Origin of the sequence: Xenorhabdus sp. PB61.4 (assembly GCF_963894935.1) — a bacterium.
Lineage (GTDB): Bacteria > Pseudomonadota > Gammaproteobacteria > Enterobacterales > Enterobacteriaceae > Xenorhabdus > Xenorhabdus stockiae.
Map to the genome: position 1 here is coordinate 1 of NZ_CAWQJR010000144.1, position 24316 is coordinate 24316.

The window sequence follows — 24316 nt, forward strand, 5'->3', positions numbered from 1 at the left end:
GATGAGCATGACTCGATCCTTTTTTCTGTGATTTTGCGTTTTGGGAACAAAAATTTCGCAAATTTAGGATCGAGTTTCTTTGATACTCCTACCATTTTGACAAGCTATTTAGGCGAGGAGTACGGCTTTCTCTCTTCTTTTATGAGATCTCTGATTTCAACTACATTTCATCTTGAAAAAATGAGAGTTACCGACTTTGGTTAAAGGTGTCAAAACTTAAATCAAAACAAAAAAACAGCTCTCGTATATCATACTGATACACCGCATAAATTTATTTTAATCAAATAGTTATTTTCATTACTCATGCCGTGGTGCAACAGATTAAAAAAGTTTGCTCACAACTACACCACATATTAAGCAAAGACAATCATGCTTCTGCAAGGTAATCAGTATTATTACAGATCATTAAATTTAGCGGGGAGGGATTGCCACGTTAATCAATCAATTCCATGGCATATACAGTGCCGACATCGGGTATCAACTTTTATTCGTGCTAATAGCTGACCTGAGGAATATAAAATTCTTCATCTTTTATTTAAGAAAATGGATCGCCATATTTATTACAATAATTATAATAACCTACCTTGAATAGCTCGTGTTCCTTCTCTATCTCTTCTTTTTTATTGCTATATATTACTTTCAGGATTTGTTCAGAAAACTCTATTGCGGCTGTTCCATTTGCAGTAATAAGGTTTCTATCAGTGACGGATTGTTCTTTGATGAAATTTTTTCCATTTTTATACTCTTGGTATCCATTCCATAGATATTGCGAATTACCCGTATGCTGAAAATTATTTAATAAACCATTTTTAGCTAAAAAGTCTACCGCACCACAAATTGCACCAACAATAACTCCCGAAGTGAGGTAAAAAGTTATCAGGCTTTTCAGTTCGCTATTGTCTATATTCCATGAATTACCTCCAATTAAGATAAAAAGTTCAATATCACGAGGGATCATAGCTAAAGAGTAGTCAATAACTGTGTTAAAGCCTCCTATTGATTTACAGGTTCCTTTGTCTAAAGAGGCGGTTTCCACCAGCCATTCTTTGCTTATATTAAGCCTGGAAGCAAGATACGCACTTTCCCAATCAGCATAATCATTCAATAAGAAAAAAATGGCTTTTTTCATACATTATCCTTTTGTATAAGATATCTGGCTGGCAATAGACTGAATTAACTGGTTATAACCCATGGATAAAGTACGTACTAATTGCGCATAGCCGTTTTCTGTCTGTTTCAACTCTAAATTAAATGCCCGCTTAATCGTCTCTTTTTGATTAGATAAAAGCCAGTATCCCTGAATGATAACCCGACCATCATAGCGCCCATGAAAAGCTGTGATTGTGATATTCAATATGTCAGCATTTTTTTCCAGAAGCTGGTCAGAGACCAGCCTTTGCGGAAATGCGGCGCTCAACTGAGTAGTCAGAATTTGTTGTAACTGCTGTTCCAGCGGGCTAGCCCATAAATGATTCGTAGCATTGATGTAACTAACATCCCCTGTTTGATAAACAATACCCGGTGATGCTAGGTAATCAGCAAGACTGACCTTTTTTATCCATAGTTGAGGTTCATGTTCGATATTTACCCGTTTTACCTCTGAGGATTTTGTGACAACAGGTAGTTGATAATAAGTTTTCTGCGGTTGACTGCTACATCCTGAAAGTAACATTCCCCCCATCAGCAAGAAACCAGCAGGTATAAAAAATGCCAATCTTAACATCAGTTTTTTCATTAATGACTCGCCTTTTTCGGTTCAGGATCCTGTGTGGCTTCCGCTTCAAATACCAGTGCATTGCTCTTATTGTTCAGGGTTTTCAATATCGGCTGCAATTCACGCAAGACCTGATCCAACCGTTGCATATTATCAACCAGTTTATTGTAAGCCTGTGAACCCGGCTGAATCCCCTGCATACTACGGTTTAATTCATTCAAGGTATTATGTAGATCTTTAGGCAGCCCCTGCGCTTCTTTGCTCGCAAGAATACGATTTAACTCATCCATCGTCTTCTGCGCAGCCTTGATGGTTTTCTGACTTTCTTCTAATGTTTGTGTTGCCTGAATAAAGAGAGGTTCAATCGGCATTTGATTAATTTTATCCAGCGCCATGGTGACTTTTTGTTGTATCTGAGCCAATCCGCTACTTGTAGTAGGTAAAATCTCATAACCTGCTATTTCTCTCGGGCCTTTCCATGTCTTTTCATCAGCGTAAAAGTCCAGATCGATGAACAGTGCTCCTGTCAGTAAATTGCCGGATTTCAGAGAAGCTCTTAAGCCCCGGGAAATAATTTTTTCCAGTTCTTTATCTGTGTAAAAGCCATCACCAATTTCTCTCTCAAACCGTTCAGGCTCCATATGAATTAAGACAGGAATGCGAAAATCGTTATCAAGGCGTTGCTTGATCCCGTCAGCGTAAAAAGGAACTTTGGCAACTGTACCCACTCTTATCCCCCGAAACTCGACAGGCGCTCCCGGCTGTAGGCCTCTGATTGAATCAGAGAAGAACAGCAAAAAATCCCTATGTTCGGTATACAGTGAGTTCTCAATATTTCTTTCGTTATCGTAAAGCCTAAATATTTCTTTTTCTTGTACCGGTTTGCCTAAATCCCAGCCTTTGGGCACATCAAAACTGACTCCACCAGCAAATAAAGTGGATAATGCCGCGACCTCAACCCTGACTCCCTGTGATGACACATCAAAAGCAACACCACTGTCTTTCCAGAATCGAATATTGGTTGTTAATAGTCCGTCATAAGGTGAATTAATGAAAATCTGATATCTGGCGAGACGGGATTTAGGATCGAAAGTACTTGTTTCCACTGAACCAACACGATAACCCCGAAACAAAACAGGGTCGCCTGCGGATAATCGCCCTGCTTTTTCACTGGTTAAGATCAGCCGCATACCTTTTGCATCAGGTGAGGCTAATGGTGGTGAATCCAATAGTGAAAATTTTCTTTCTCCACTTCCTTCGCTACCGGGCTGTAATTCAATAAATACTCCCGATAACAATGTACTCAGGCCAGAAACCCCTTCACGCCCAATTTGAGGTTTAACGACCCAAAATGCGGTATCTTTATGTAATAGTCTCTCCATACCATCATTCAGACGAGCTTTGATGATCACTTCACCTAGGCTATCGCTTAATGACACTCTTTCAACCACACCTACATTAACACTGCGACTTTTTATTTTCGTTTTTCCGGCTTCAATACCTTCAGCATTAGAGGTTATCAGTATTACTTCAGGCCCCTGATGGCTAAAGTGATAAAATAGTATCCAGGCACCGATGAGCACAGTAATAATTGGTACGATCCATATAGGTGACCAACTCTTAAGTTTGCTGATCTTGGCTTGAGCCAACGTTTCTTCTTTATCCGTCACCTTATGATTCCCCACTGTTCCGTAACTCAAATTTCTTATTTGCTTTGTCCCATGTCAGGCGCGGATCAAAGGTCATTGATGCAAACATCGTTAAAATTACCACTGAAGCAAACAGTATTGCTCCCGTTGCGGGATAGATACTCATAAACTGCCCCATGCGTACTAATGCCGATAATACTGCGATAACAAAAACATCAATCATTGACCAGCGGCCAACAAACTCCACTATTTCATAAATAAAATGCATAGTTTCAGAGTTGTATCTGCCATGCCTTTTTGCATCCCAGCATAACCAGCAAATAGCGAGCATTTTCAGTAAAGGTACCATAATACTGGCGATAAAAATAACCAGAGCAACGGGATAAGACCCCGTGCTCCAAAGCAAAATAATACCTTCCAGAATGGTTGAATTAATGTCACTTCCTAATGTTTGTGTCACCATTATCGGTAACATATTTGCTGGAATATAAAGTATGGCTGATGTAATCAATAGTGCCATTGTCCACTGAAGACTGTAATGGCGACGGGCATGGCCCTTTGAGTGGCAACGGGGACATTGATGTTTCTGCGCTGGTAGAATAGCAGTACAGCACTGACATAGCCTGACCCCCTGAATTAAGCCGGGTTTTCCCGTTTGTAGGGGAACCCGTATTTTCGGTGCAGATTCTATATCATTCCAGATCCAATACCGGTCCAGACATTGAAAGGCCCTGATCTGAAACAGACAAAAAAGACAGTAAGGCAGAAAACTGAGGCCAACCGCAATATCGCCATACGCCATGAGCTTAACAAAGCTGACTAACACGCCAGCTAAAAATATTTCGGCCATGCACCAAGTTTTCATCTGAAATAAAATGCGCGCCAACTCAATTTTCAGCCGAAGCGCCATTTTTATGTTCTGGCATAAAAGGATGATAGAAAGCATGCAGAATGCAGGTACAAGCTGCACAAAGATCAGGAAGAATACAGCTATACTCGAATAATCTTCACTGAACATGGTCTTGGGGATTTCTGTCAGTGTAATTTCACTGACAATCCCCGCAACATTCATGCTGACAAAAGGGAACAGACAGGCGAGGAATAACATAAATAATGCACTGACTGCATAACCTGTCGGTTGATTACGTGGTTCTTTCCACTTTGCAGTCAGTAAAGTATCACATCGTGGACAAACAGCCTTTTTTCCTTCCTCCAGATCAGGCAATGCCACCAGCATATCGCATTGGTAGCATAAAACCAGCCTATCATGCTGATGATTGTCAGAACACAAGGTGCCTCTCCCATAAACAAAATCAATGCTGCCCTTTATATCATCAGGTTGTCAGATTACCGCGAGTATAGCGGTAATCTGTACACTGTCGGATATCACCGGCAAACATTATCCATTTTTCATCATTTCCAGTTCCTGCCAGCGATCAAAAGCTTTCTCTAACGACTGCTCTTTATTTGCCAGATCCTGTAGAACATTTTGTGTGACTTCGTGTGACTGATTAAAAAAGTCAGGATCACTGACCTTAGCTTGTAACTGTTCTATTTCTTGCTCTAACGTTTCCAATAATGATGGTAGTTGTTCTAACTCTCTGAGTAAATGGTAACTTATCTTATTATTTGAACGTTTTGTGGTTTCTTTAACCTTAGCCGGCTTACTCTCTGCCTTCTCTTTTTTTGCGGAAGACTGACGTAAAGAAACGGTTTGCGCCCGCTGTTGCTGAGCATCGAAATACCCACCAACATAGTTGTTGATCTCACCGTTGCCTTCAAAAATCCAGCATTCTGTCACTGAGTTATCAACAAACTGACGGTCATGGCTTACCAGAATAACCGTACCCGTGTAGCCATCCACTAATTCTTCCAGTAACTCCAGTGTTTCAACGTCAAGGTCATTCGTCGGTTCATCGAGAATAAGCAGGTTGCTGGGCTTCAGGAATAAGCGGGCTAACAACAAACGGTTACGTTCTCCGCCTGAAAGAGCTCGTACCGGTGTCATTGCGCGCTTAGGATGGAAAAGGAAGTCTTGCAGATAGCCTAAAACATGGCGCGGGCGACCGTTCACCATGACTTCCTGTTTACCTTCGGCAAGGTTATCCATCACTGTTTTGTCAGGATCAAGTGCAGCACGGTGCTGATCAAAATAAGCAACTTCCAGTTTTGTACCACAATGAAGCCGCCCACTGTCTGCCTTCAAATCCCCCAGCATCAGTTTCAGTAATGTTGTTTTACCGCAACCATTCGGCCCCACTAAGGCAATTTTGTCACCACGCTGAATCTGAGCCGAAAAGTTTTTAACTAACGTTTTGTCGCCAATCTGGTAATTAACGTTTTCCAGTTCAAATACAATCTTGCCGGAACGGGTTGCTTCTTCAACCTGCATTCTGGCACTACCCATAACGTTACGACGTTCTGAGCGCTCGACTCGCAACGCTTTTAGTGCTCTCACCCGTCCTTCATTACGGGTACGGCGGGCTTTAATTCCCTGCCGGATCCAGACCTCTTCCTGAGCCAGTTTTTTATCAAATTCCGCATTCTGCAAATCTTCAACCCGTAATGCTTCTTCTTTGCCTTCAAGGTACTTATCATAGTTCCCCGGCCAAGACGTCAGTTTTCCGCGATCCAAATCGATAATACGGGTCGCCATACTGCGAATAAATGAACGGTCATGGGAAATAAAAACCAGACTGCCATTAAAGTCTTTCAGGAAATTTTCCAGCCACTCAATCGTCTCAATATCCAGATGGTTTGTTGGCTCATCAAGGAAAAGAACTTTCGGTGAACTGACTAAAGCTCTCCCCAAAGCCGCTTTGCGTAACCAGCCTCCGGATAAAGAAGATAATTTCGCTTCCGCAGGTAAAGCAAGTTGCTTTAATACATCACTGATACGGCTGTCCAGTAACCAGAGGTTACGGGTATCCAACACTTCCTGTAATTCTGCCAGTCGGTTGAGGTTTTTCTCACTAGGATCTGTTTCCACCAATCGTGAAGTATGATGGAATGCCTTAATATACTCCGCCTGCTCTTTGACACCTTCCGCTACAAAATCAAAGACCGTACCTTCTACATCACGAGGCGGATCCTGTTGTAACCGGGCAACAATCAAATCCTGTTCATAAATAACCTGTCCGTCGTCCAGTGGCTGCTCTTTCGCCAACACACGCAGCAGGGTGGATTTCCCTGCGCCATTGCGGCCAACCAGACATACTCTTTCATTTTCTTCAATATGGAGTTCAGTATCATCCAATAATGGCGAATCACCGAATGACAGCCAGGCACCCGATAGATTAATCAATGACATAATATTATTTTCCCTCGCCAACGTGACGCAGTAGCCAGCAGTTGTGGATCTGGCGGTTACGGGCAAAATCCTGCGACAAAGTTTTTTCTGTAATATCTTCTGCTACCAGACCTAATTTCTCCAGTTCAGCAAAATCCATTTTGAAACCGCGTTTATTATTGGAGAACATTAATGTTCCTCCGCGACGGAGTAAGCGCTTTAATTGCTTCATTAAATCGATATGATCGCGCTGAACATCAAATGTATCTTCCATACGTTTAGAGTTGGAGAATGTCGGTGGATCAATAAAAATCAGGTCAAACTGTTCGCGTGTTTGGGCCAGCCAACCCAGACAATCTGCCTGAATCAGACGATGCTGACGGCCAGCCAGACCATTTACCTGTAAGTTTTTCTCCGCCCACTCAAGGTAGGTTCGGGACATATCCACTGTGGTCGTTGAGCGCGCACCACCCAGTCCGGCATGAACTGTTGCTGAGCCGGTATAGGAAAACAGATTGAGGAAGTCTTTACCCTGACTCATTTCCCCGAGTTTTTTGCGGGCAATACGGTGATCAAGGAATAATCCTGTATCCAAGTAATCTGTCAGGTTAACCCAGAATTTCGCGCCATATTCATTCACCAAAAAGAATTCTTTCTTTTCGGCAAGTTTTTCATATTGATTTTTGCCTTTCTGGCGCTGGCGGGTTTTCAGAATCAACTGATTAGATTGCAGCCCGAGTACATTCATTGTTGCGCTAATGACGTCAAACAAACGCTGGCGGGCTTTATTGGCATCTACCGATTTAGGCGGAGCATATTCTTGTACGATAACTTTGTCAGCATAACGATCAACGGCGACATTATATTCCGGCAAATCTGCATCATATAAACGATAGCAATCAATACTCTGCTGTTTCGCCCATTTACTGAGTTTCTTTTCATTTTTACGCAAACGGTTAGCGTAATCTTCAGCAATACCACCATCCAGTGGCTGAGGTTTGCCTGATGCTTGTTCATTTTGCTGAATCGCATCATTTTTTTGAATAGAATAATTTTTCTGAACACAATCTAAAGGGCCATTCTTCGCTTTAAACTCGCGTTCAGCACGCAATTGCAGGCAACTTAACAACTCTGGTGAAGCGCTGAACAGGGATAAACGCCAACCCGGAAAACGGTTTTTTATGATCCGACCGAATACATTGTGCAAAGCAATCAATGCCGGTTCACTTTCGAGACGCTCTCCATATGGCGGGTTACTTAATATCGTACCTGTTACTCCTTCCTGCAATGGATTTTCCAGCTTACTCGCATCGCCCTGCTGAAATTCAATCAGCTGCGAAACACCGGCTCTGCGAGCATTTGAACGCGCCATATCCATAACACGACGATCAATATCCAGCCCCCAAAAGCGTGATGAAGTTTCCTGTAACCCTCTACGGAAACGCACCTGTGCCTCAGTGATGACTTCACGCCAGATAGCTTCATCGAATTTCAGCCACGACGTGAAACCCCAACGCTGACGGTTTAAACCCGGCGCACAATCGGCAGCCATCATCGCCGCTTCGATCAACAGGGTTCCTGAACCGCACATCGGGTCAACCATCGGTGTTCCCATATTCCAGCCGGAACGCAACACAACTGCGGCTGCCAGATTTTCTTTCAGTGGAGCCTGCCCGGCTAAATCACGATAACCACGAATATGCAGCCCTTCTCCACTCAGATCGAGTGATACGCTTGCTTTTTCTTTATTAAGAAAGACATTAATACGCACATCCGGCTGTTGTTTGGCAACATCAGGACGCTGCTTTGTTTTCCGCATAAAACAGTCAACAATCGCATCTTTGACTTTCAGTGCACCATATTGTGTATTTCTGATTTCTTCATTTGTCCCACTGAAATGGACTGCGAATGTGCTATCTACTGAAAAAATTTCAGTCCAGTCAATAGACTGGACACCAAGATACAGATCAAGATCGCTATAAACCTTAAATTCATTAAGCGGTAGCAGGATACGGGATGCTAATCTGCTCCAGAGCAGACTTTTATACATCACCCGTTCGTCGCCTTTAAAATGAACCCCACCCTGAGCAATCTTACAAGATTGTGCCCCCAGCGTTTCCAGTTCGTTCTTTAACAGTTCTTCCAGTCCACGTGCCGTGCTGGCAAAGAGAGAGTTCATGTATTATTCACCAAGACTATTATTTACTAAAAAATGTACCACTAAAAAATTGCTGCCATTATAGCTAATACCAGCAACATGTCATAAGATTGCTCGCTTCAGGTAAAAATAAAGGTGAAAAATAGCCTGTGGCGCAGTGTTGAGGCGCTTATGTACGAAAAATACCGGCAGTTTTCGATGGTCAGGAGTAAGTTAAGATTTGATTAAGATTGAAAAAAACTGTCAGCCTTTAGCTGATTTTTGGATTTGTGTATTGGGATCAATCATAGAACCGGATTAATAAATAATTCTTTAAATCGCCTTATCATATATAGGGGCCTGAGTTGGTTCAGTATAAGGCATTAAACGGTCATTCATTATTTTTATCGGATCACAGAAATTCATTATACGATCTCCGAGATCTAATTTTTGCTCTACTAATAAACAAACACTGGCATTTTCACCTGCTTCAGCAACCATAAATAACGCTTCTGTGCCATCTTCCTGCAAACGAACCTGAATAATTTCACCCTGCTCAGGTTTGTTTATTAAAGAACAGATAGAAAAATACCAGCTCTTAGGCATCTGTGGTTTCATAAAACGAAATGCAACCAATCCATTTAACGCTAATTCAGCTCTGAGTTCTGGGGCAATATTAATACGGCGGGAATATTCTTCAAAAGTATAATAAAGCGCTGCATCATCGACAGAAAAGTTAATTTCTTTCATTGTGGTGACATAGGCAGTCAACATTCTGGCAGGAAAACGAGAACGAAAAACCATACCATTGGCAAGATCGAGCATGACACGATTATGCTCAGTATCAAAATACCAGCGCCATTGATCATCAGGCCTAATTTTCATTGGTTACCCTTTTCTGCTCAAAATAGTTTATTTGTTTAAAAATAAGCACCGCCCTAATGGGAATTTTAAAAAGTTGATAAACTTTTAATCTGTCAAACAAAATATAGACGAGTTGGGGGCAGAAATAAACCCCCAACGCCTTTAATACTAAACCTTAAACACCAGATTTCAGAAAATATTCAGATATGATTAACAATATCTTTGATTAATTTCGGCCCTTTATAGATAAAACCAGAGAATATCTGAATCAATGAAGCACCTGCTTCCATTTTCTCTCTGGCTGAAACTAATGAATCAATTCCACCCACGCCAATAATGGGGATTTCACCTTTTAATTCCTGAGAAAAACGGCGAATGATTTCTGTACTGCGTAGCTGCACCGGGCGGCCACTTAAACCACCAGCCTGCTGGCAGTGATTTAATCCTTCAATAATCTTTCTGTCCAAAGTGGTATTCGTTGCAATTACCCCATCAATTTGGTGGCGCATTAAACTATCTGCAACTTCTACTAATTCAGCTTCGGTAAGGTCTGGCGAAATTTTTACGGCAACAGGAACATACTTTTGATATTTTTGTTGTAGTTCACTTTGTTTATTTTTAATCGCAGACAGAAGATCATCCAGTGCTTCGCCATACTGTAATGTTCTCAGGCCCGGTGTATTAGGTGAAGAGATATTAATCGTAATATAACCAGCATGGGGATACACTTTATCCATGCAAATTAAATAATCATCTTTACCATTCTCTACCGGAGTATCTTTATTTTTGCCAATATTAATTCCGATAATCCCGTCGTATTTTGCTTTCTTAACATTCTCAACCAAATTATCAACGCCGAGATTATTAAAGCCCATCCGATTAATAATACCTTCTGCTTCAACAACACGGAATAATCTCGGTTTATCATTCCCTGCCTGCGGACGTGGAGTTACTGTACCAATTTCAACAAAACCAAAGCCCATTGCACCAAAGGCATCAATACAATCACCATTTTTATCAAGACCGGCGGCTAAGCCAAGAGGATTCTTAAATGACAACCCCATGCAGGTAACGGGTTTAGTGGCAACTGACTGGCGGATGAGGAATTCGAAAGGAGTACCGGTAACAAGTTTGAGCTGGCGAAAAGTAAGCTCATGGGCCTGTTCCGGATCAAGCTGGAACAATGCCTTCTTTAGAAGCGGATAATACATGCAATCTCCTGCGCTGCGAGCATAATGACAGGTTGTGGTGACTGTGAAATAAGCGCGGAGCATCTTAAAGAGATATTGTCAAAATGTAAATGTAACGCAGAAGATATTTATTAATTTCCTCCGGCTGAAGCCGGAGGAAATGTCATTACTCAGCTTTCCAGTGCTTTTGTGATTTTCTCAAATAAATCACCCGATAAGTTTTCCAGTGTTTTCAGTTCTTCTAGCGTTGTACGCATCAACGCCTGACGTTTTTCATCATAGCGTTTCAGGCGGATTAATGGCTCAATTAGACGTGAAGCCACTTGCGGGTTACGCGTGTTCAGATCAGTCAGAACTTCTTTCAGGAACTGATAACCACGACCATTCTCAGCATGGAATGCGACTGCGTTATTGGCAAAGAAGGTTCTCAGCAGTGAATAAGTGCGGTTTGGGTTACTCAGACTGAAAGAGCGATGGCTCATTAAACTACGTACTTTATCAAGTACATCAAATGCCGGGCTGGTTGCCTGAAGCATAAACCATTTATCCATGACCAACCCATCCTGATGCCAGCGTTGATCAAACTCATCCATTAGTTGATAACTGCAAGGCAATTCTGCCGCCATTGCCGCAGATAGTGCTGCAACAGTATCGGTCATATTATCTGCCTGATAATACTGAGCGGCGACTAGTTTATCAGCCTGTGCTTGGTCTTCAATAAAGGATAAATAATGCAGGCAAATATTACGCAATGACCGTTTAGCAATATCCTTATGCTCCACACGATATGCCCCTGTGTAAATACTATGGTACACAGCCGCAAATTCATCTGCCATTTCGTTTGCCAGACTACGTGTGATGACATCAAGCACTTCATGAATGGCCGGTGGATCAATCACTGTAAACAACTCTGCCACTTCATTTTCAGACGGCAGTGTCAGGATCAGGGCCGCCAGTGCTGGGTCAATATCTTTATCCAGCAATACAGCACGGAATGCATCAATAACATGCATTGGCAATTCTACCGACTGGGATTGCTGATAACGGGTAACATTCAGTTTTATATAATTCGCTAACAGTGCCTGTGCCGCATCCCAACGAGAAAATTCATTGCGGGCATATTTCATCAGGAAGGTCAACTGGCTGTCACTATATAAATAATCCAGTTTCACTGGTGCAGAGAATTCACGTAATAAAGAAGGCACCGGCTGTGACGGTACATCATCAAATACAAATGTCTGTTCTGTACTGATAACATTCAGAACATGATGCACAGGCTGCCCATCACGACGTAGCGGAATGACACGACCATGTTCATCATATAGTTCAATATCCAGCGGAATGTGCAGAGGCAATTTCTCTTTCTGATCTGCAGTTGGTGGTGTCATCTGACTGACATGCAACAGATACTGCTGTTTTTCCGCATCATATTCATCACGCACGGTCAGTACCGGCGTACCCGATTGACTGTACCAGCGGCGGAATAGTGTCAAATCAACGTTTGAAGCATCCTCCATTGCCTGTACAAAATCATCACAGGTTGCTGCGCTGCCATCATGACGGTGTACATAAAGCTGGATACCTGCCTGAAATTGCTCTTCACCCAGTAAAGTGTGGATCATTCGAATGACTTCTGAGCCTTTTTCATAAACAGTCAGCGTATAGAAGTTATTCATTTCCATCACCTGCTCAGGGCGGATAGGATGCGCCATCGGGCTGGCATCTTCAGCAAACTGAGCTGCACGCATAATACGCACATTGTTAATACGATTCACAGAGCGTGAACCCAAATCAGAACTGAATTCCTGATCACGGAAAACGGTCAGCCCCTCTTTCAGGCTTAACTGGAACCAGTCACGGCAGGTGATCCTGTTTCCTGTCCAGTTATGGAAATATTCATGCCCAATTACAGCTTCAATGCCAAGATAATCTTTGTCTGTTGCTGTTTCCGTTTTCGCTAAGACATATTTGGAGTTAAAGACATTCAGCCCTTTATTCTCCATCGCTCCCATGTTGAAGAAATCAACGGCAACAATCATATAAATATCAAGATCATATTCCAGACCAAAACGGCTTTCATCCCACTTCATGGAATTTTTCAGCGACGTCATAGCCCAGCCAGCACGATCCAGATTGCCCCGGTCAACAAACAATTCCAGCGCAACTTTGCGACCACTACGCGTAATAAACGTATCATGCAGGACATCAAAATCCCCTGCGACTAACGCAAACAGATAAGATGGTTTCGGGAATGGATCCTGCCATTTAACCCAATGACGGCCATCACTCAGCTCTCCCTGCTCAATACGGTTACCATTGGACAATAAATACGGGTATTTGGATTTATCCGCAGTGAGACGAGTGGTAAAACGGGCCAATACATCCGGCCTGTCCAGATAATAAGTGATATTGCGGAAACCTTCAGCTTCACACTGGGTGCACAAAGCATCACCTGATACATACAGCCCTTCAAGTGCACTGTTAGCCGCAGGATTATTTTCATTCACTATTTTCAGGGTAAACTGAGCAGGCAGTTGTTCAATGATTAATTTGCCATCCTGCTCCTGATAATGCTCCCATGCCTTATCATTAATATGGATACTCTTTAATGTCAGGTTTTCTCCATCTAAAATGAGTGGAGTAATATCATTAATCAGACGTTTTACTTGGCTGGTTGCTGTTACAGTTGTTTTATCTGCATCCAGTTCAAAATCGAGATCAATATCTGTAATAGTATAGTCTGGCGCTTTATAATCCAGACGATGTTTAACAAGCCGCTGTTGTGTCATAAGAAACCTTTTTTCATTACTTAATGTGAGAAGCTAACGCTGCCACAGAGACTCTATCCTTTCAATCCGGAAATCTCTTTTTTCAGATGTTAATCATTTATTAAATAAAGGTATAAAACCTGTTTTGAGAATATTGGTACTTTTGTGCTACTTGCCATCTCATATTGTATTTAACATGATATCATCTATAAATTGATCAACCTTAATCTGTATTGTCCGGAAAAATATATGCGATTATGTAGCTTTAATAACAGAATAATCGCGGTATACTCTTCGGACTTTATCGATTTAGCAGACACAAATGCTCCGCGAGGATGCCTGACGCGCCATGACTTTAGACGCTACCCCGATTATCAAATCACTGCTTGATACTGATGCTTATAAATTTCATATGCAGCAAGCAGTGTACCACCATTACAACGATATTCATGTTGTTGCAGAGTTCCGCTGCCGTGGTGATGAACTACTCGGTAAATACGCCGGGGCATTACGCCAGCAGATTAACATGATGGCTGATCTGACTCTGACAGAACAAGAAGCTGAATATCTGTCTGGTTTACCATTTTTTAAACAAGATTATCTGGACTGGTTCAAAACCTTCCGTTTTAACCCTGAACAAGTAGAAGTTTCTGTTACTGATAAAGGACAGCTTGCTATCAGAATTTCAGGTTTATGGCGTGAAGTTATCCTGTGGGAAGTACCGTTACTTGCCCTGATTAGTGAACTGGTACACCGCGATCGCTCGCCTGAGATTAAAGCAGAAGCGGCTGTCAGCCAGCTCAGAAAATTAATTGAGCTGTTCTATCAGGATGCCGCAGCAGAACATATCGATTTATCGGGTTTCAAACTGATGGATTTCGGCACCCGCCGCCGTTTTTCACACGAAGTGCAATATGCCATTGTTAAGGAACTGAAAGAGAGTTTTCCTTATCTGATTGGAACCAGTAACTACCAGCTGGCACAACAACTTGATCTGGCACCGCTCGGTACGCAGGCTCACGAATGGTTTCAGGCTCATCAGCAAATCAGCCCCGAACTCGCTAACAGCCAGCGCGCGGCGTTGCAGACCTGGCTGAATGAGTATCCGAACCAGTTAGGCATTGCCCTGACAGATTGTATCACTATGGATGCTTTTTTACGGGATTTCGATAAACCTTTTGCTGTTGCCTATAACGGCCTGCGCCATGATTCCGGTGATCCCGTTGACTGGGGCGAAAAAGCGATTGCTCATTATCTGTCACTGGGTATCGACCCACTGACTAAAACACTGGTATTTTCGGATAGTCTGGATTTGCAAAAATCACTGGCTCTTTATCGTCATTTCCATCAACGAATCAATGTCATGTTCGGCATTGGTACACGTCTGACCTGCAATATTCCGGGGATAAAACCGCTAAATATTGTAATCAAATTGGTTGAATGTAACGGTAAGCCTGTAGCCAAATTGTCTGATAGTCCGGGAAAAACCATCTGTGAAGATGTCGAATTTGTCAACAAATTACGCAGAGCATTTGATATCCCTGAAATGAAAAAAGCCGTGTAATTTTCAGGATAGTTTGTACCGCTCTTTAATTGGCGTAATCATCGTCTTTCTGGTTACGCCGATAAAAAACAACTTTTCCCTTTATTTCCGCCTTAACCCCCTTAATTTCTACTTGTTTCCTGTGAAAGGACAAGTAAGATAAGGAGTCATCGTGCCATTTGGCACGACTTACAGTAAGTCTAGTTATCTATATTAATTACCTATTATAAAGAAGAGAGAAATTTATGAGCGTAGCGCCTGTAGTCGATGTACTGCAAGGCCGTGTTCCGGTTGGCAGCGAAGTCACCGTCCGCGGCTGGGTACGTACAAGGAGAGATTCTAAAGCTGGTATCTCGTTCCTCGCCGTTTATGACGGTTCCTGCTTTAATCCCTTACAGGCCGTCGTTAATAATAATTTGCCTAATTATCAGGATGAAGTTCTGAACCTCACAACCGGCTGCTCTGTAGAAGTAACCGGTACTGTTGTGGAATCACAGGGTAAAGGTCAGAGTTTCGAATTACAGGCAACCAACATTGTGGTCGTTGGTATGGTGGAAGATCCCGATACTTATCCGATGGCAGCAAAACGCCATAGCATCGAGTATCTGCGTGAAGTCGCTCACCTTCGCCCACGTACTAACCTGATTGGTGCGGTTGCACGTGTTCGTCACACACTGGCGCAAGCACTGCATCGTTTTTACCACGAGAAAGGTTTCTTCTGGGTATCTTCACCTCTGATCACCGCCTCAGATACAGAAGGTGCAGGTGAAATGTTCCGCGTTTCCACTCTGGACATGCAAAACCTGCCATTGACTGATAAAGGTGAAGTTGATTTCAGTAAAGACTTCTTCGGGCGTGAAGCCTTCCTGACTGTATCTGGTCAGTTAAACGGTGAAACTTATGCCTGTGCATTAAGTAAGGTTTACACCTTCGGGCCGACTTTCCGTGCTGAAAATTCCAATACCAGCCGCCATCTGGCCGAATTCTGGATGCTTGAACCAGAAGTGGCTTTCGCTGATCTGAACGATATCGCTAAACTCGCTGAAGAAATGCTGAAATATGTCTTTAAAGTGGCTTTGGAAGAGCGTGCTGACGATCTGGCGTTCTTTGCAGAGCGCGTTGACAGTGAAGTTATTACCCGACTGGAAAAATTTGTCGATTCTGACTTTGTTCAATTGGATTACACAGATGCCATTGAAATTCTGGAAAACTGTAGTCATAAATTCGAAAACCCGGTTTACTGGGGTGTTGATTTGTCATCTGAGCATGAGCGTTATCTGGCAGAGAAGCACTTTGGTGCACCAGTCATCATGAAGAACTATCCAAAAGACATCAAAGCGTTCTACATGCGTATGAATGAAGATGGTAAAACTGTCGCGGCAATGGATGTTCTGGCACCGGGCATTGGTGAAATCATTGGTGGTTCTCAGCGTGAAGAGCGTCTGGATGTACTGGATGCGCGTCTGGAAGAGATGGGGCTGAATAAAGAAGATTACTGGTGGTATCGTGATCTGCGCCGTTACGGCACCGTTCCTCACTCTGGTTTTGGTCTGGGCTTTGAACGTCTGGTGGCTTATGTCACGGGTGTCTCAAACGTACGCGACGTTATCCCATTCCCAAGAACGCCAAGAAACGCAAGTTTCTAATGAATCCGTTCGAAAAATAACCAAAAATCAATCCTGAGAAAAGCCAGCGAAAGTTGGCTTTTTTCATTTTATCGCCAAAACAGTGCAAAAAAAGTTCCTTGACATTTACATTTTGTAATATGTTTTTTCAGTTTGTTACTAATTTTGTACTTTTGTAGCACTTTGAGGGTGGATAAAAGCCATAACCAATGGAACACTGAGCGCAGATTAATAAGACACCTGATACCCACAAATAGTTCCAAAAATTTTAGTGTTCTGTTTTCAATGTGTGCCAGATGTCTAAATAACACCAATGAGGGTAATAATAATGAAGCGCAATATTCTTGCAGTGGTAATTCCAACTTTGCTGGTTGCTGGTACAGCAAACGCAGCTGAAATCTTTAACAAAGACGGCAACAAACTGGATCTGTACGGTAAAGTTGACGTTCGTCATCAGTTCGCTGATAAAAGAAGCGGCCAAGATGGCGACGATTCTTACGCTCGTATCGGTATCAAAGGCGAAACTCAGATTTCTGACCAACTGACTGGTTTCGGTCGTTGGGAATACAACATGAAAGCTAAAGGTGCAGAATCTGAATCTGATACAGCCACCCGCTTGGCTTTCGCTGGTCTGAAATTCGCTAACTACGGCTCACTGGATTACGGCCGTAACTACGGCGTAAACTACGACGTCAACGCATGGACTGACGTACTGCCAATCTTTGGTGGTGACTCTATGTCCAAAACTGATAACTACATGACTGGCCGTGCGACTGGTCTGTTAACTTACCGTAACACTGATTTCTTCGGTCTGGTTGATGGTCTGAACGTTGCTCTGCAATATCAGGGTCAAAACAGTGAGCGTACCAAAAACAAACGTAAAGATACTGCTGACGTGACCTCAAATGGTGACGGCTACGGTATGTCTGCTACTTATGACGTAGGTTACGGTGTCAACGTTGGTGCTTCTTACGCTAATTCTACCCGCGGAAACGAGCAGTGGAATAATGAACAAGCTCGTGGTAAACGCGCTGAGGCATGGAACATCGGTGCTAAATACGATGCTAACAACGTATACCTAGCAGCAATGTACGGTGAAACCCGTAATATGACTCCGGGTACAGTAGTAACTAAACACGGTAAACTGACCAAAGAGATTGCTAATAAAACCCAAAACGTTGAGTTAGTTGCACAATACCTGTTCGCAGACTACGGTTTGAAACCATCTCTGGCTTATGTTCAGTCTAAAGGTAAAGATCTGGATCGTAACAACAATGCTAAAGGCTTCAACGCAGACTTGGTTAAATATGTTTCTGTAGGTACTTACTACTACTTTAACAAAAACCTGTCTACCTTTGTTGATTACAAAATCAACCTGTTGGACAAAAACGAAGGTGGCGATGCAAACGGCCGCAACGTATTCGGTGTTGGTCTGACTTATCAGTTCTAATCACCGCTGATAAACAGTTTAGCGAAAAGTTAAACCATTTGTCTCAGAAAAGCAGCGCTACGGCGCTGCTTTTTGCATTTCATCTCTCTGTTTTTTCAGACTCTTTTCTTCACTTCGCAAACTACTTCACAAGATTTTATTCTTTTTGCTACAAGTGGTTGGCAAATCGATTTCTTAGGGTTACCCTGAACAGCGTATAATTTATTTCGGGCTTAACTCTCCAAATTTTGGAATAAAAAAATGTTTGAAAAAATCACAGCAGCGCCTGCCGACCCTATTCTTGGTTTAGCTGATAGCTTTAAAGCTGATCCCCGCGAAAATAAAATCAATCTGGGTATCGGTGTCTATAAAGATGAAACCGGTAAAACTCCTGTCCTGACCACCGTTAAAAAAGCAGAAAAATTCCTGCTGGAAAACGAAACCACTAAAAATTATCTGGCAATCAGCGGATTACCGGAGTTTGGTCGTGTGACTCAGGAACTGCTCTTTGGCAACACCAGTGCCATCGTTACTGAAAAACGTGCCCGTACCGTACAAAGCCCAGGCGGAACAGGCGCACTGCGTACTGCCGCTGATTTTATTGCCAAGCAAACTAATGCCAAACGTGTTTGGATCAGTAACCCAACCTGGCCAAACCATAAAGGTGTTTTCTCCAGCGCAGGTTTAGAGATCCGCGAATATAACTATTACGATGCAGAAAAACACGCTCTGAATTTCGAAGGAATGCTGGCAAGCCTATCTGAAGCACAAGCAGGTGATGTTGTTCTGTTACACGGCTGCTGTCATAACCCAACCGGTATCGATCCTACTCCTGAGCAGTGGCAGAAACTGGCAGATTTATCTGCGGCAAATGGCTGGCTACCTGTATTCGATTTTGCTTATCAGGGTTTTGCTAAAGGTCTGGATGAAGATGCTGAAGGTCTGCGCATTTTTGCCAAAAACCATAATGAATTGATCGTTGCCAGCTCTTACTCCAAAAACTTTGGCCTGTACAATGAGCGTGTTGGTGCCTGTACTATCGTTGCAGCAGATAGCGATACTGCAGAGAAAGCGTTCAGTCAGGCTAAATTTATTGTACGTACCAACTATTCTAACCCACCAGCTCACGGCGCTTCTGTTGTTACGACAATTCTGTCCAACGAAGAACTGAAAGCAGAATGGATTCAGGAACTGGCAACAATGCGTGAACGCATTCAGCGTATGCGTCAGTTGTTCGTCAACACCTTACAAGAAAAAGGTGCAAAACAGGATTTCAGCTTCATCTGTGCTCAAAATGGTATGTTCTCATTCAGCGGTCTGACTAAAGAACAGGTTGAACGCCTGCGTGAAGAATACGCTGTTTATGCAGTCAGCTCCGGCCGTATTAACGTAGCTGGTTTAACACTGGAGAACATGGTTCCTCTGTGTGAAGCGATTGTTGCTGTACTTTAAGTAAAATTCAAAATTTCATTGAAGACACAATCCTATATTGATATTAAAGCCGCTGAAAAAGCGGCTTTTTCTTTCCAACTATCTGTAAAACTCAGAAATGCTGAATCAAACAATTATTGGTTAGTTTTGTAAGAATGGATTCGTTTTCCGTTCATGCCCCAACGTTGACATTGGGCCATGGCCCGGAATAAATTGATAGTCATCCCCCAAAGCCAGAACTTTTTCTTTGATGGATTGGATCAATTCATCATGATTCCCACCCGGAAAATCCGTTCTGCCAATACTACCTTTAAACAGCACATCTCCCATCGAAATCAATTTATCAGCATGATTGGCAAAGATAATATGCCCCGGAGTATGTCCCGGACAATGTAAGACAGAAAGCTGAATATTACCGACTTTTACCGTATCCCCATCATCCAGCCAACGTTCAGGGGTAAAAGATGGGCATTCTTCAACGCCAAACATCTGGCATTGAACCTCTAACGCTTCTATCCAGAAAGCGTCACCTTTATGCGGCCCATGCACCGGTACATTAAAATATTTAGCGATATCAACAGTTGCACCAACATGATCAAAATGACCATGTGTCAGCAAAACCTGGGTTAACTTTACTCCCCGCCTCTCGATCTCAGCGATCAGTTTTTCAGCTTCACCTCCCGGATCAACAATTGCAGCTTCCAGTGTTTCATCGCACCAGATCAACGTACAATTCTGCATCGCAACGGTGACAGGCATTATGTGGTATTTCATTGTATTGTTTACACTCCACAATCAGGACAAATTCTTAATATATTCGTCATTTTTCAAGCTATTTTACAGTCCACTTGAAATATGAAAGATATAATAAGATTACCACGTCCTAACCGGGCCTGTATCAATATGAATAAAATTACTTTTTGGGTAAAACCCTACTCCACCAGCTTTCATTTTCAATGCAGCTTTACGGATATGTGATAACTCCATGCCATCAATATGGAAATCCATTGCCTGACCGCGGGTATGGTAACTGTGTTTTGCCACGCCTGAACTTGCATGACGCAACATATTATTCGTCTTTAATGAACGATATCCTGAAACTAACTGAACTGGTTTATTTGTTCCCATCATCATTTGTAACAGGTAAATTTGATCAAATAATTTTGGATCAATTTTCTTTGTTTCATTTTGGCGATAATCACGGAATAAATAATTCAGTCTAATAAGTTCAGATTTATTATAATGACGCCCATCAAAGAACTCGGCTTTAATTGTTTCTCCGGTATGGAGATTATCTACCCGTAGGATCCTGGGGCGTGGTGTTGTCAGTGTGGCTAGTGCATGTTGGGGCAATAAACCTAACCCTAATGCAACCATACTTACGCCGAGCCACTTACGGCGGTTATGATCAATATTATTCATATATTGTGCTCTACTGCTTTCTCTGATTCTTAGATAGTTTCAAAAATATATTAACAGTTAACACCAATCAATTAACAAAACCGCAACGAACAAAAAAGTAGCTTTTACTATTTTTGTACATTAATGTAAATTTTTTAGCTGATGTTTTTATTCTGATTTACAGAATACAGTTTTTATTAAACTGAATTTAAATATTTATATTTGGTTAATGCAAGCTATTAATTTAGTAAATGTGCAATAACTAAAAGAAAAAATTAAAGTATGGGAGAGATGGCAGGTAAAAAAATAGCAGTGAGAACATTCCTCACTGCTAAAATATATTATTAACTTTTTCCATTTATAATTTAACAAAAATAAGAGTATTATCTGGCTACCAAAACCTGAGATATAAGTTCAGATTTTTGTCTGGCATGGCTATCATATTCATAAATATCAGCACGATATTGTGGTTTTCCTTTTTCATCAACCCAGGCTGTCTGGTAATAAAGGAATACCGGAATTCTTTTCGGTATATTCACATATTTCGTTGCCCACGTTTTCAAAGAATTATTGACTTTTACTTTATTCCAACCAGCATCCCCTAACAACATATTGGCTAATTCAGGTGCTTTATTAACACGGACACAACCTGAACTGACAGCTCTCATTTCACGCTTAAATGAAGCCTGATTTGGTGTATCATGCAAATATATTGCTTCCGAATTAGGCATATTAAACTTAAATCTTCCTAATGAGTTTGTTGGGCCAGGTGCCTGCCGTATCCGGTAAGGGAAATTACCGGGAGTTATGACTCCCCAGTTAATTGATGAAGGGTCGACAACGGCTGCATCACTGCTCCAACTGGAAAACACTGTATAACCACGGCTGCGAAAATAACTGGGATCACGCATGGCTCTCGGTGCTATATCTTTGCGGGTCATGCTGACAGGAACCGTCCAGGGAGGATTAATCACTACATTATTCAGTTCACTACTCATAATTGGCGTTTTTCGGCTTGGACGCCCAACAACAACTTTAGAACTTAATGCTTCTTCGCCATTCAAATAATAAACTAGTGAATAATCAGGTATATTCACTAAAATTGCGGTAGGAAGGTTATCAGGAATGATACGCAACCGTTGCATATTCAATGCCATGATCCTTGCGCGGGTTTTCGGGGTGGTATTTAACCATATTCTTGTTGATTGCCCGATGACTCCATCAGCAGCTAAACCATGTAAAGACTGAAAACTCTTTACTGCTGCAACTAACTCTTTGTTATAAAATTTATTCTCAGGGCTAACTACTGAAGATTCTAGAGTACCTGAACGGACCAATATATTTCTCAGCGCAATAACACTCTGGCTACTTTGCCCGGGCCTTAATGTTTCTTTCATTGAAAATTCAGACCATGGTTGTTTGTCCTTCAATTGTTTTAGCATCTCATTACGCATCGGTTCGTACATAGAATGGTTAGGTGATAATGACGAAATGTAATTGCTGAGATTATTATTCTTAACGTGCTGTTGCCACTTTTCAATTAAACTATTCGGGGGTAAATCGATTTTATATGGAGTTTTACCATATAACCATGAATCCCCTTTATTATGAATGTTATTAATATAGTGAAGATAACCTAACATAGCATCAGATAGAATAATATCCCTCCCCATTTCACTTAATTCGGGTGAATTAAGTTGTATCATCCATTTACCAAATTGAGGCTGAAACCCGGCTAACGACAAATCAAGCAATTGATCTTTAAAATTTTGTATGGCAGTTTCATCCCGCCATAACGGTTTCATATTATTTACTGAATATAATCGTGATAATTGTTGATAATATATCGGTTTTACTTGTTTAGGTAATAATTCTTGTAACTGAACTTTATTTTCTTCCGGAGAACCTGATAAAGATACAGGAGCCATTTGAGTAGAGTTGATATCAGTATCTACTTTTTTTTCCCCCCATGATAATGGCTGGGCATCATTTGCTATCAATACGTTTTGTTGACTTGCAAAGGCTCCCTCTGATACTACTAAAATGCTACAGATAAAAGAAACTTTTAGTAACCTTACCGTATTCTTTGCCATAAGAGTTCACCTCGCTTTTATGTATACCCCTTTTTCATAGTGACAAGTTTACCGACTGTATTTATCAGCCATGAAACCATACATGAAATTTACTGGGTATATTTGGCTATCCAATGACTTATTCTAATTATCGGCAGACCAATGTTATCAGAAGAGAATAGTATTAATTATATACATAATTACTTATTAAGACAGAAAGCCTATGAATTATATCCAATTACAAGAACTAAAAGAAAATTATTGATATAATAAATTAACTTATATTAGTTATAAAAAAGAAAAGGCACTCAAAGTGCCTTTAATAATAAATAAACATGATAAATGTTTAAATTAATATTCTGAGTTAATAACAACTTCTTCTCCAAATTTTCCTGCTTTAGGCAAAGGCTGATAGGAGGAATTTGATGCTCTCAATATACGAATACCACGAATATTTAATTCACGGGCTGCGACAATATCAGCATCGGCATCACCATAATAGATTTTCAGGTTATGATCTCTCATCCAACTGATTTTATTATTTTTGCCGGGATCATCTCCTGCAAAGATAACAGCATTCATTTTATCGGCAGGGATATGAAGGTCTTCCTGTAAATATTTAGTCACTGTTTCTGTTTTAGTTCTGGTACGGCCAGTAATGAAATAAATATCATCACCGCGTTTCAGGTGCATATGAACTAAATCGATGCCAACCTGTTTCGGCATACTGAATTTATCCCATTCGTTGTTCATTTTCTCCCAGAATTCCGGGTTTTTCAGGTAGCTATTGTCATTCGGCGAATATTCCTGTTGACCTCGATAAAAGCCGGGGCTGGAAAACAGTACTGTATCATCTATATCGAATCCCACAGACATGGGGGGTTTACTTTGCAAACTTTTTTCAATCTGCTCCACTGAAACCCAGTGTACCGCCTGACGTTGGGAAAGCTCTACTGTAGTGACCCCTGAGCTGACTTGTTCCGGCACTTGTACTTTTGCCTGAACAGTACCACTTAGGCCAACAGCAAGGGCAATTGCACTCAATGCTAACACTACTTTACGCATAGTTTTTCCTTCTTCTCATCCTGATCACAATGGGAGGGAATGATAAGCACTCTAATTGCAAGAAAATGAGATTCAATGCACATATTTCAAAACGTGATTATTATCTTCATAAATTAAAAAGCCGTCATATAATCAATGA

Annotated in this window: 18 protein-coding genes; 5 read left to right on the forward strand and 13 right to left on the reverse strand. The window is 41.7% G+C overall.

Annotated elements, in window-relative coordinates:
- A partial coding sequence (locus tag AACX68_RS07625; RefSeq protein WP_228858700.1) for a hypothetical protein occupies positions 1-204 on the forward strand: 204 nt, incomplete at its 5' end.
- Positions 205-535: 331 nt separating this feature from the next.
- Here AACX68_RS07625 and AACX68_RS07630 read toward each other — a convergent pair.
- From AACX68_RS07630 to pepN, 9 genes are all read right to left on the reverse strand, one after another.
- Entirely contained in the window at positions 536-1129 is a 594-nt protein-coding gene (locus AACX68_RS07630) for a DJ-1/PfpI family protein (RefSeq protein ID WP_228858701.1), read from the reverse strand.
- Positions 1130-1132: 3 nt separating this feature from the next.
- The gene (gene pqiC, locus AACX68_RS07635) at positions 1133-1681 is read right to left on the reverse strand and encodes a membrane integrity-associated transporter subunit PqiC (protein WP_370630281.1); all 549 of its coding nucleotides are present in this window, start codon (positions 1679-1681) and stop codon (positions 1133-1135) included.
- Between the two features lie 53 nt (positions 1682-1734).
- Positions 1735-3384, reverse strand: coding sequence for an intermembrane transport protein PqiB (gene pqiB / locus AACX68_RS07640; RefSeq protein WP_228858703.1), 1650 nt, complete (start codon positions 3382-3384; stop codon positions 1735-1737).
- 1 nt (position 3385) lies between these two features.
- Positions 3386-4654 carry a membrane integrity-associated transporter subunit PqiA gene (pqiA, locus tag AACX68_RS07645; protein ID WP_255705390.1) on the reverse strand — a complete coding sequence of 423 codons (1269 nt, stop codon included), beginning with the start codon at positions 4652-4654 and terminating at the stop codon, positions 3386-3388.
- A 108-nt stretch (positions 4655-4762) separates the two neighbouring features.
- Complete coding sequence (locus AACX68_RS07650) at positions 4763-6673, reverse strand: ABC transporter ATP-binding protein (protein ID WP_228858704.1); 1911 nt, start codon at positions 6671-6673, stop codon at positions 4763-4765.
- 4 nt (positions 6674-6677) lie between these two features.
- Positions 6678-8831, reverse strand: coding sequence for a bifunctional 23S rRNA (guanine(2069)-N(7))-methyltransferase RlmK/23S rRNA (guanine(2445)-N(2))-methyltransferase RlmL (gene rlmKL / locus AACX68_RS07655; RefSeq protein WP_228858705.1), 2154 nt, complete (start codon positions 8829-8831; stop codon positions 6678-6680).
- A 291-nt stretch (positions 8832-9122) separates the two neighbouring features.
- Entirely contained in the window at positions 9123-9674 is a 552-nt protein-coding gene (locus AACX68_RS07660) for a cell division protein ZapC (protein ID WP_228858706.1), read from the reverse strand.
- Positions 9675-9853: 179 nt separating this feature from the next.
- Positions 9854-10864 carry a quinone-dependent dihydroorotate dehydrogenase gene (gene pyrD, locus AACX68_RS07665; RefSeq protein WP_228858707.1) on the reverse strand — a complete coding sequence of 337 codons (1011 nt, stop codon included), beginning with the start codon at positions 10862-10864 and terminating at the stop codon, positions 9854-9856.
- 149 nt (positions 10865-11013) lie between these two features.
- Positions 11014-13632, reverse strand: a complete 2619-nt coding sequence (gene pepN / locus AACX68_RS07670; RefSeq protein WP_228858708.1) for an aminopeptidase N — start codon at positions 13630-13632, stop codon at positions 11014-11016.
- A gap of 328 nt (positions 13633-13960) precedes the next feature.
- Here pepN and pncB point away from each other — a divergent pair, with 328 nt between their 5' ends.
- From pncB to AACX68_RS07690, 4 genes are all read left to right on the forward strand, one after another.
- Entirely contained in the window at positions 13961-15175 is a 1215-nt protein-coding gene (gene pncB, locus AACX68_RS07675; RefSeq protein WP_228858709.1) for a nicotinate phosphoribosyltransferase, read from the forward strand.
- 224 nt (positions 15176-15399) lie between these two features.
- Positions 15400-16800: an asparagine--tRNA ligase gene (asnS, locus tag AACX68_RS07680; protein WP_228858710.1), complete on the forward strand. Its 1401-nt coding sequence runs from the start codon at positions 15400-15402 to the stop codon at positions 16798-16800.
- A 307-nt stretch (positions 16801-17107) separates the two neighbouring features.
- Positions 17108-18229 carry a porin gene (locus tag AACX68_RS07685; protein ID WP_228858711.1) on the forward strand — a complete coding sequence of 374 codons (1122 nt, stop codon included), beginning with the start codon at positions 17108-17110 and terminating at the stop codon, positions 18227-18229.
- 240 nt (positions 18230-18469) lie between these two features.
- Entirely contained in the window at positions 18470-19660 is a 1191-nt protein-coding gene (locus tag AACX68_RS07690) for an amino acid aminotransferase (RefSeq protein ID WP_228858712.1), read from the forward strand.
- Positions 19661-19780: 120 nt separating this feature from the next.
- On the opposite strand, the gene AACX68_RS07695 is transcribed toward AACX68_RS07690, so the two are convergent.
- The 4 genes from AACX68_RS07695 to aphA all read right to left on the reverse strand — a co-directional run bounded on the left by AACX68_RS07695 (position 19781) and on the right by aphA (position 24177).
- Positions 19781-20413 carry an MBL fold metallo-hydrolase gene (locus AACX68_RS07695; protein ID WP_228858713.1) on the reverse strand — a complete coding sequence of 211 codons (633 nt, stop codon included), beginning with the start codon at positions 20411-20413 and terminating at the stop codon, positions 19781-19783.
- Positions 20414-20512: 99 nt separating this feature from the next.
- A complete protein-coding gene (locus AACX68_RS07700) occupies positions 20513-21061 on the reverse strand; it encodes a YcbK family protein (protein WP_228858714.1) in 549 nt (182 codons plus the stop codon).
- A 362-nt stretch (positions 21062-21423) separates the two neighbouring features.
- Positions 21424-23133: a L,D-transpeptidase gene (gene ldtD, locus AACX68_RS07705; protein ID WP_228858715.1), complete on the reverse strand. Its 1710-nt coding sequence runs from the start codon at positions 23131-23133 to the stop codon at positions 21424-21426.
- Positions 23134-23463: 330 nt separating this feature from the next.
- The gene (gene aphA / locus AACX68_RS07710; RefSeq protein ID WP_228858716.1) at positions 23464-24177 is read right to left on the reverse strand and encodes an acid phosphatase AphA; all 714 of its coding nucleotides are present in this window, start codon (positions 24175-24177) and stop codon (positions 23464-23466) included.
- Between the last annotated feature and the right edge of the window lie 139 nt (positions 24178-24316).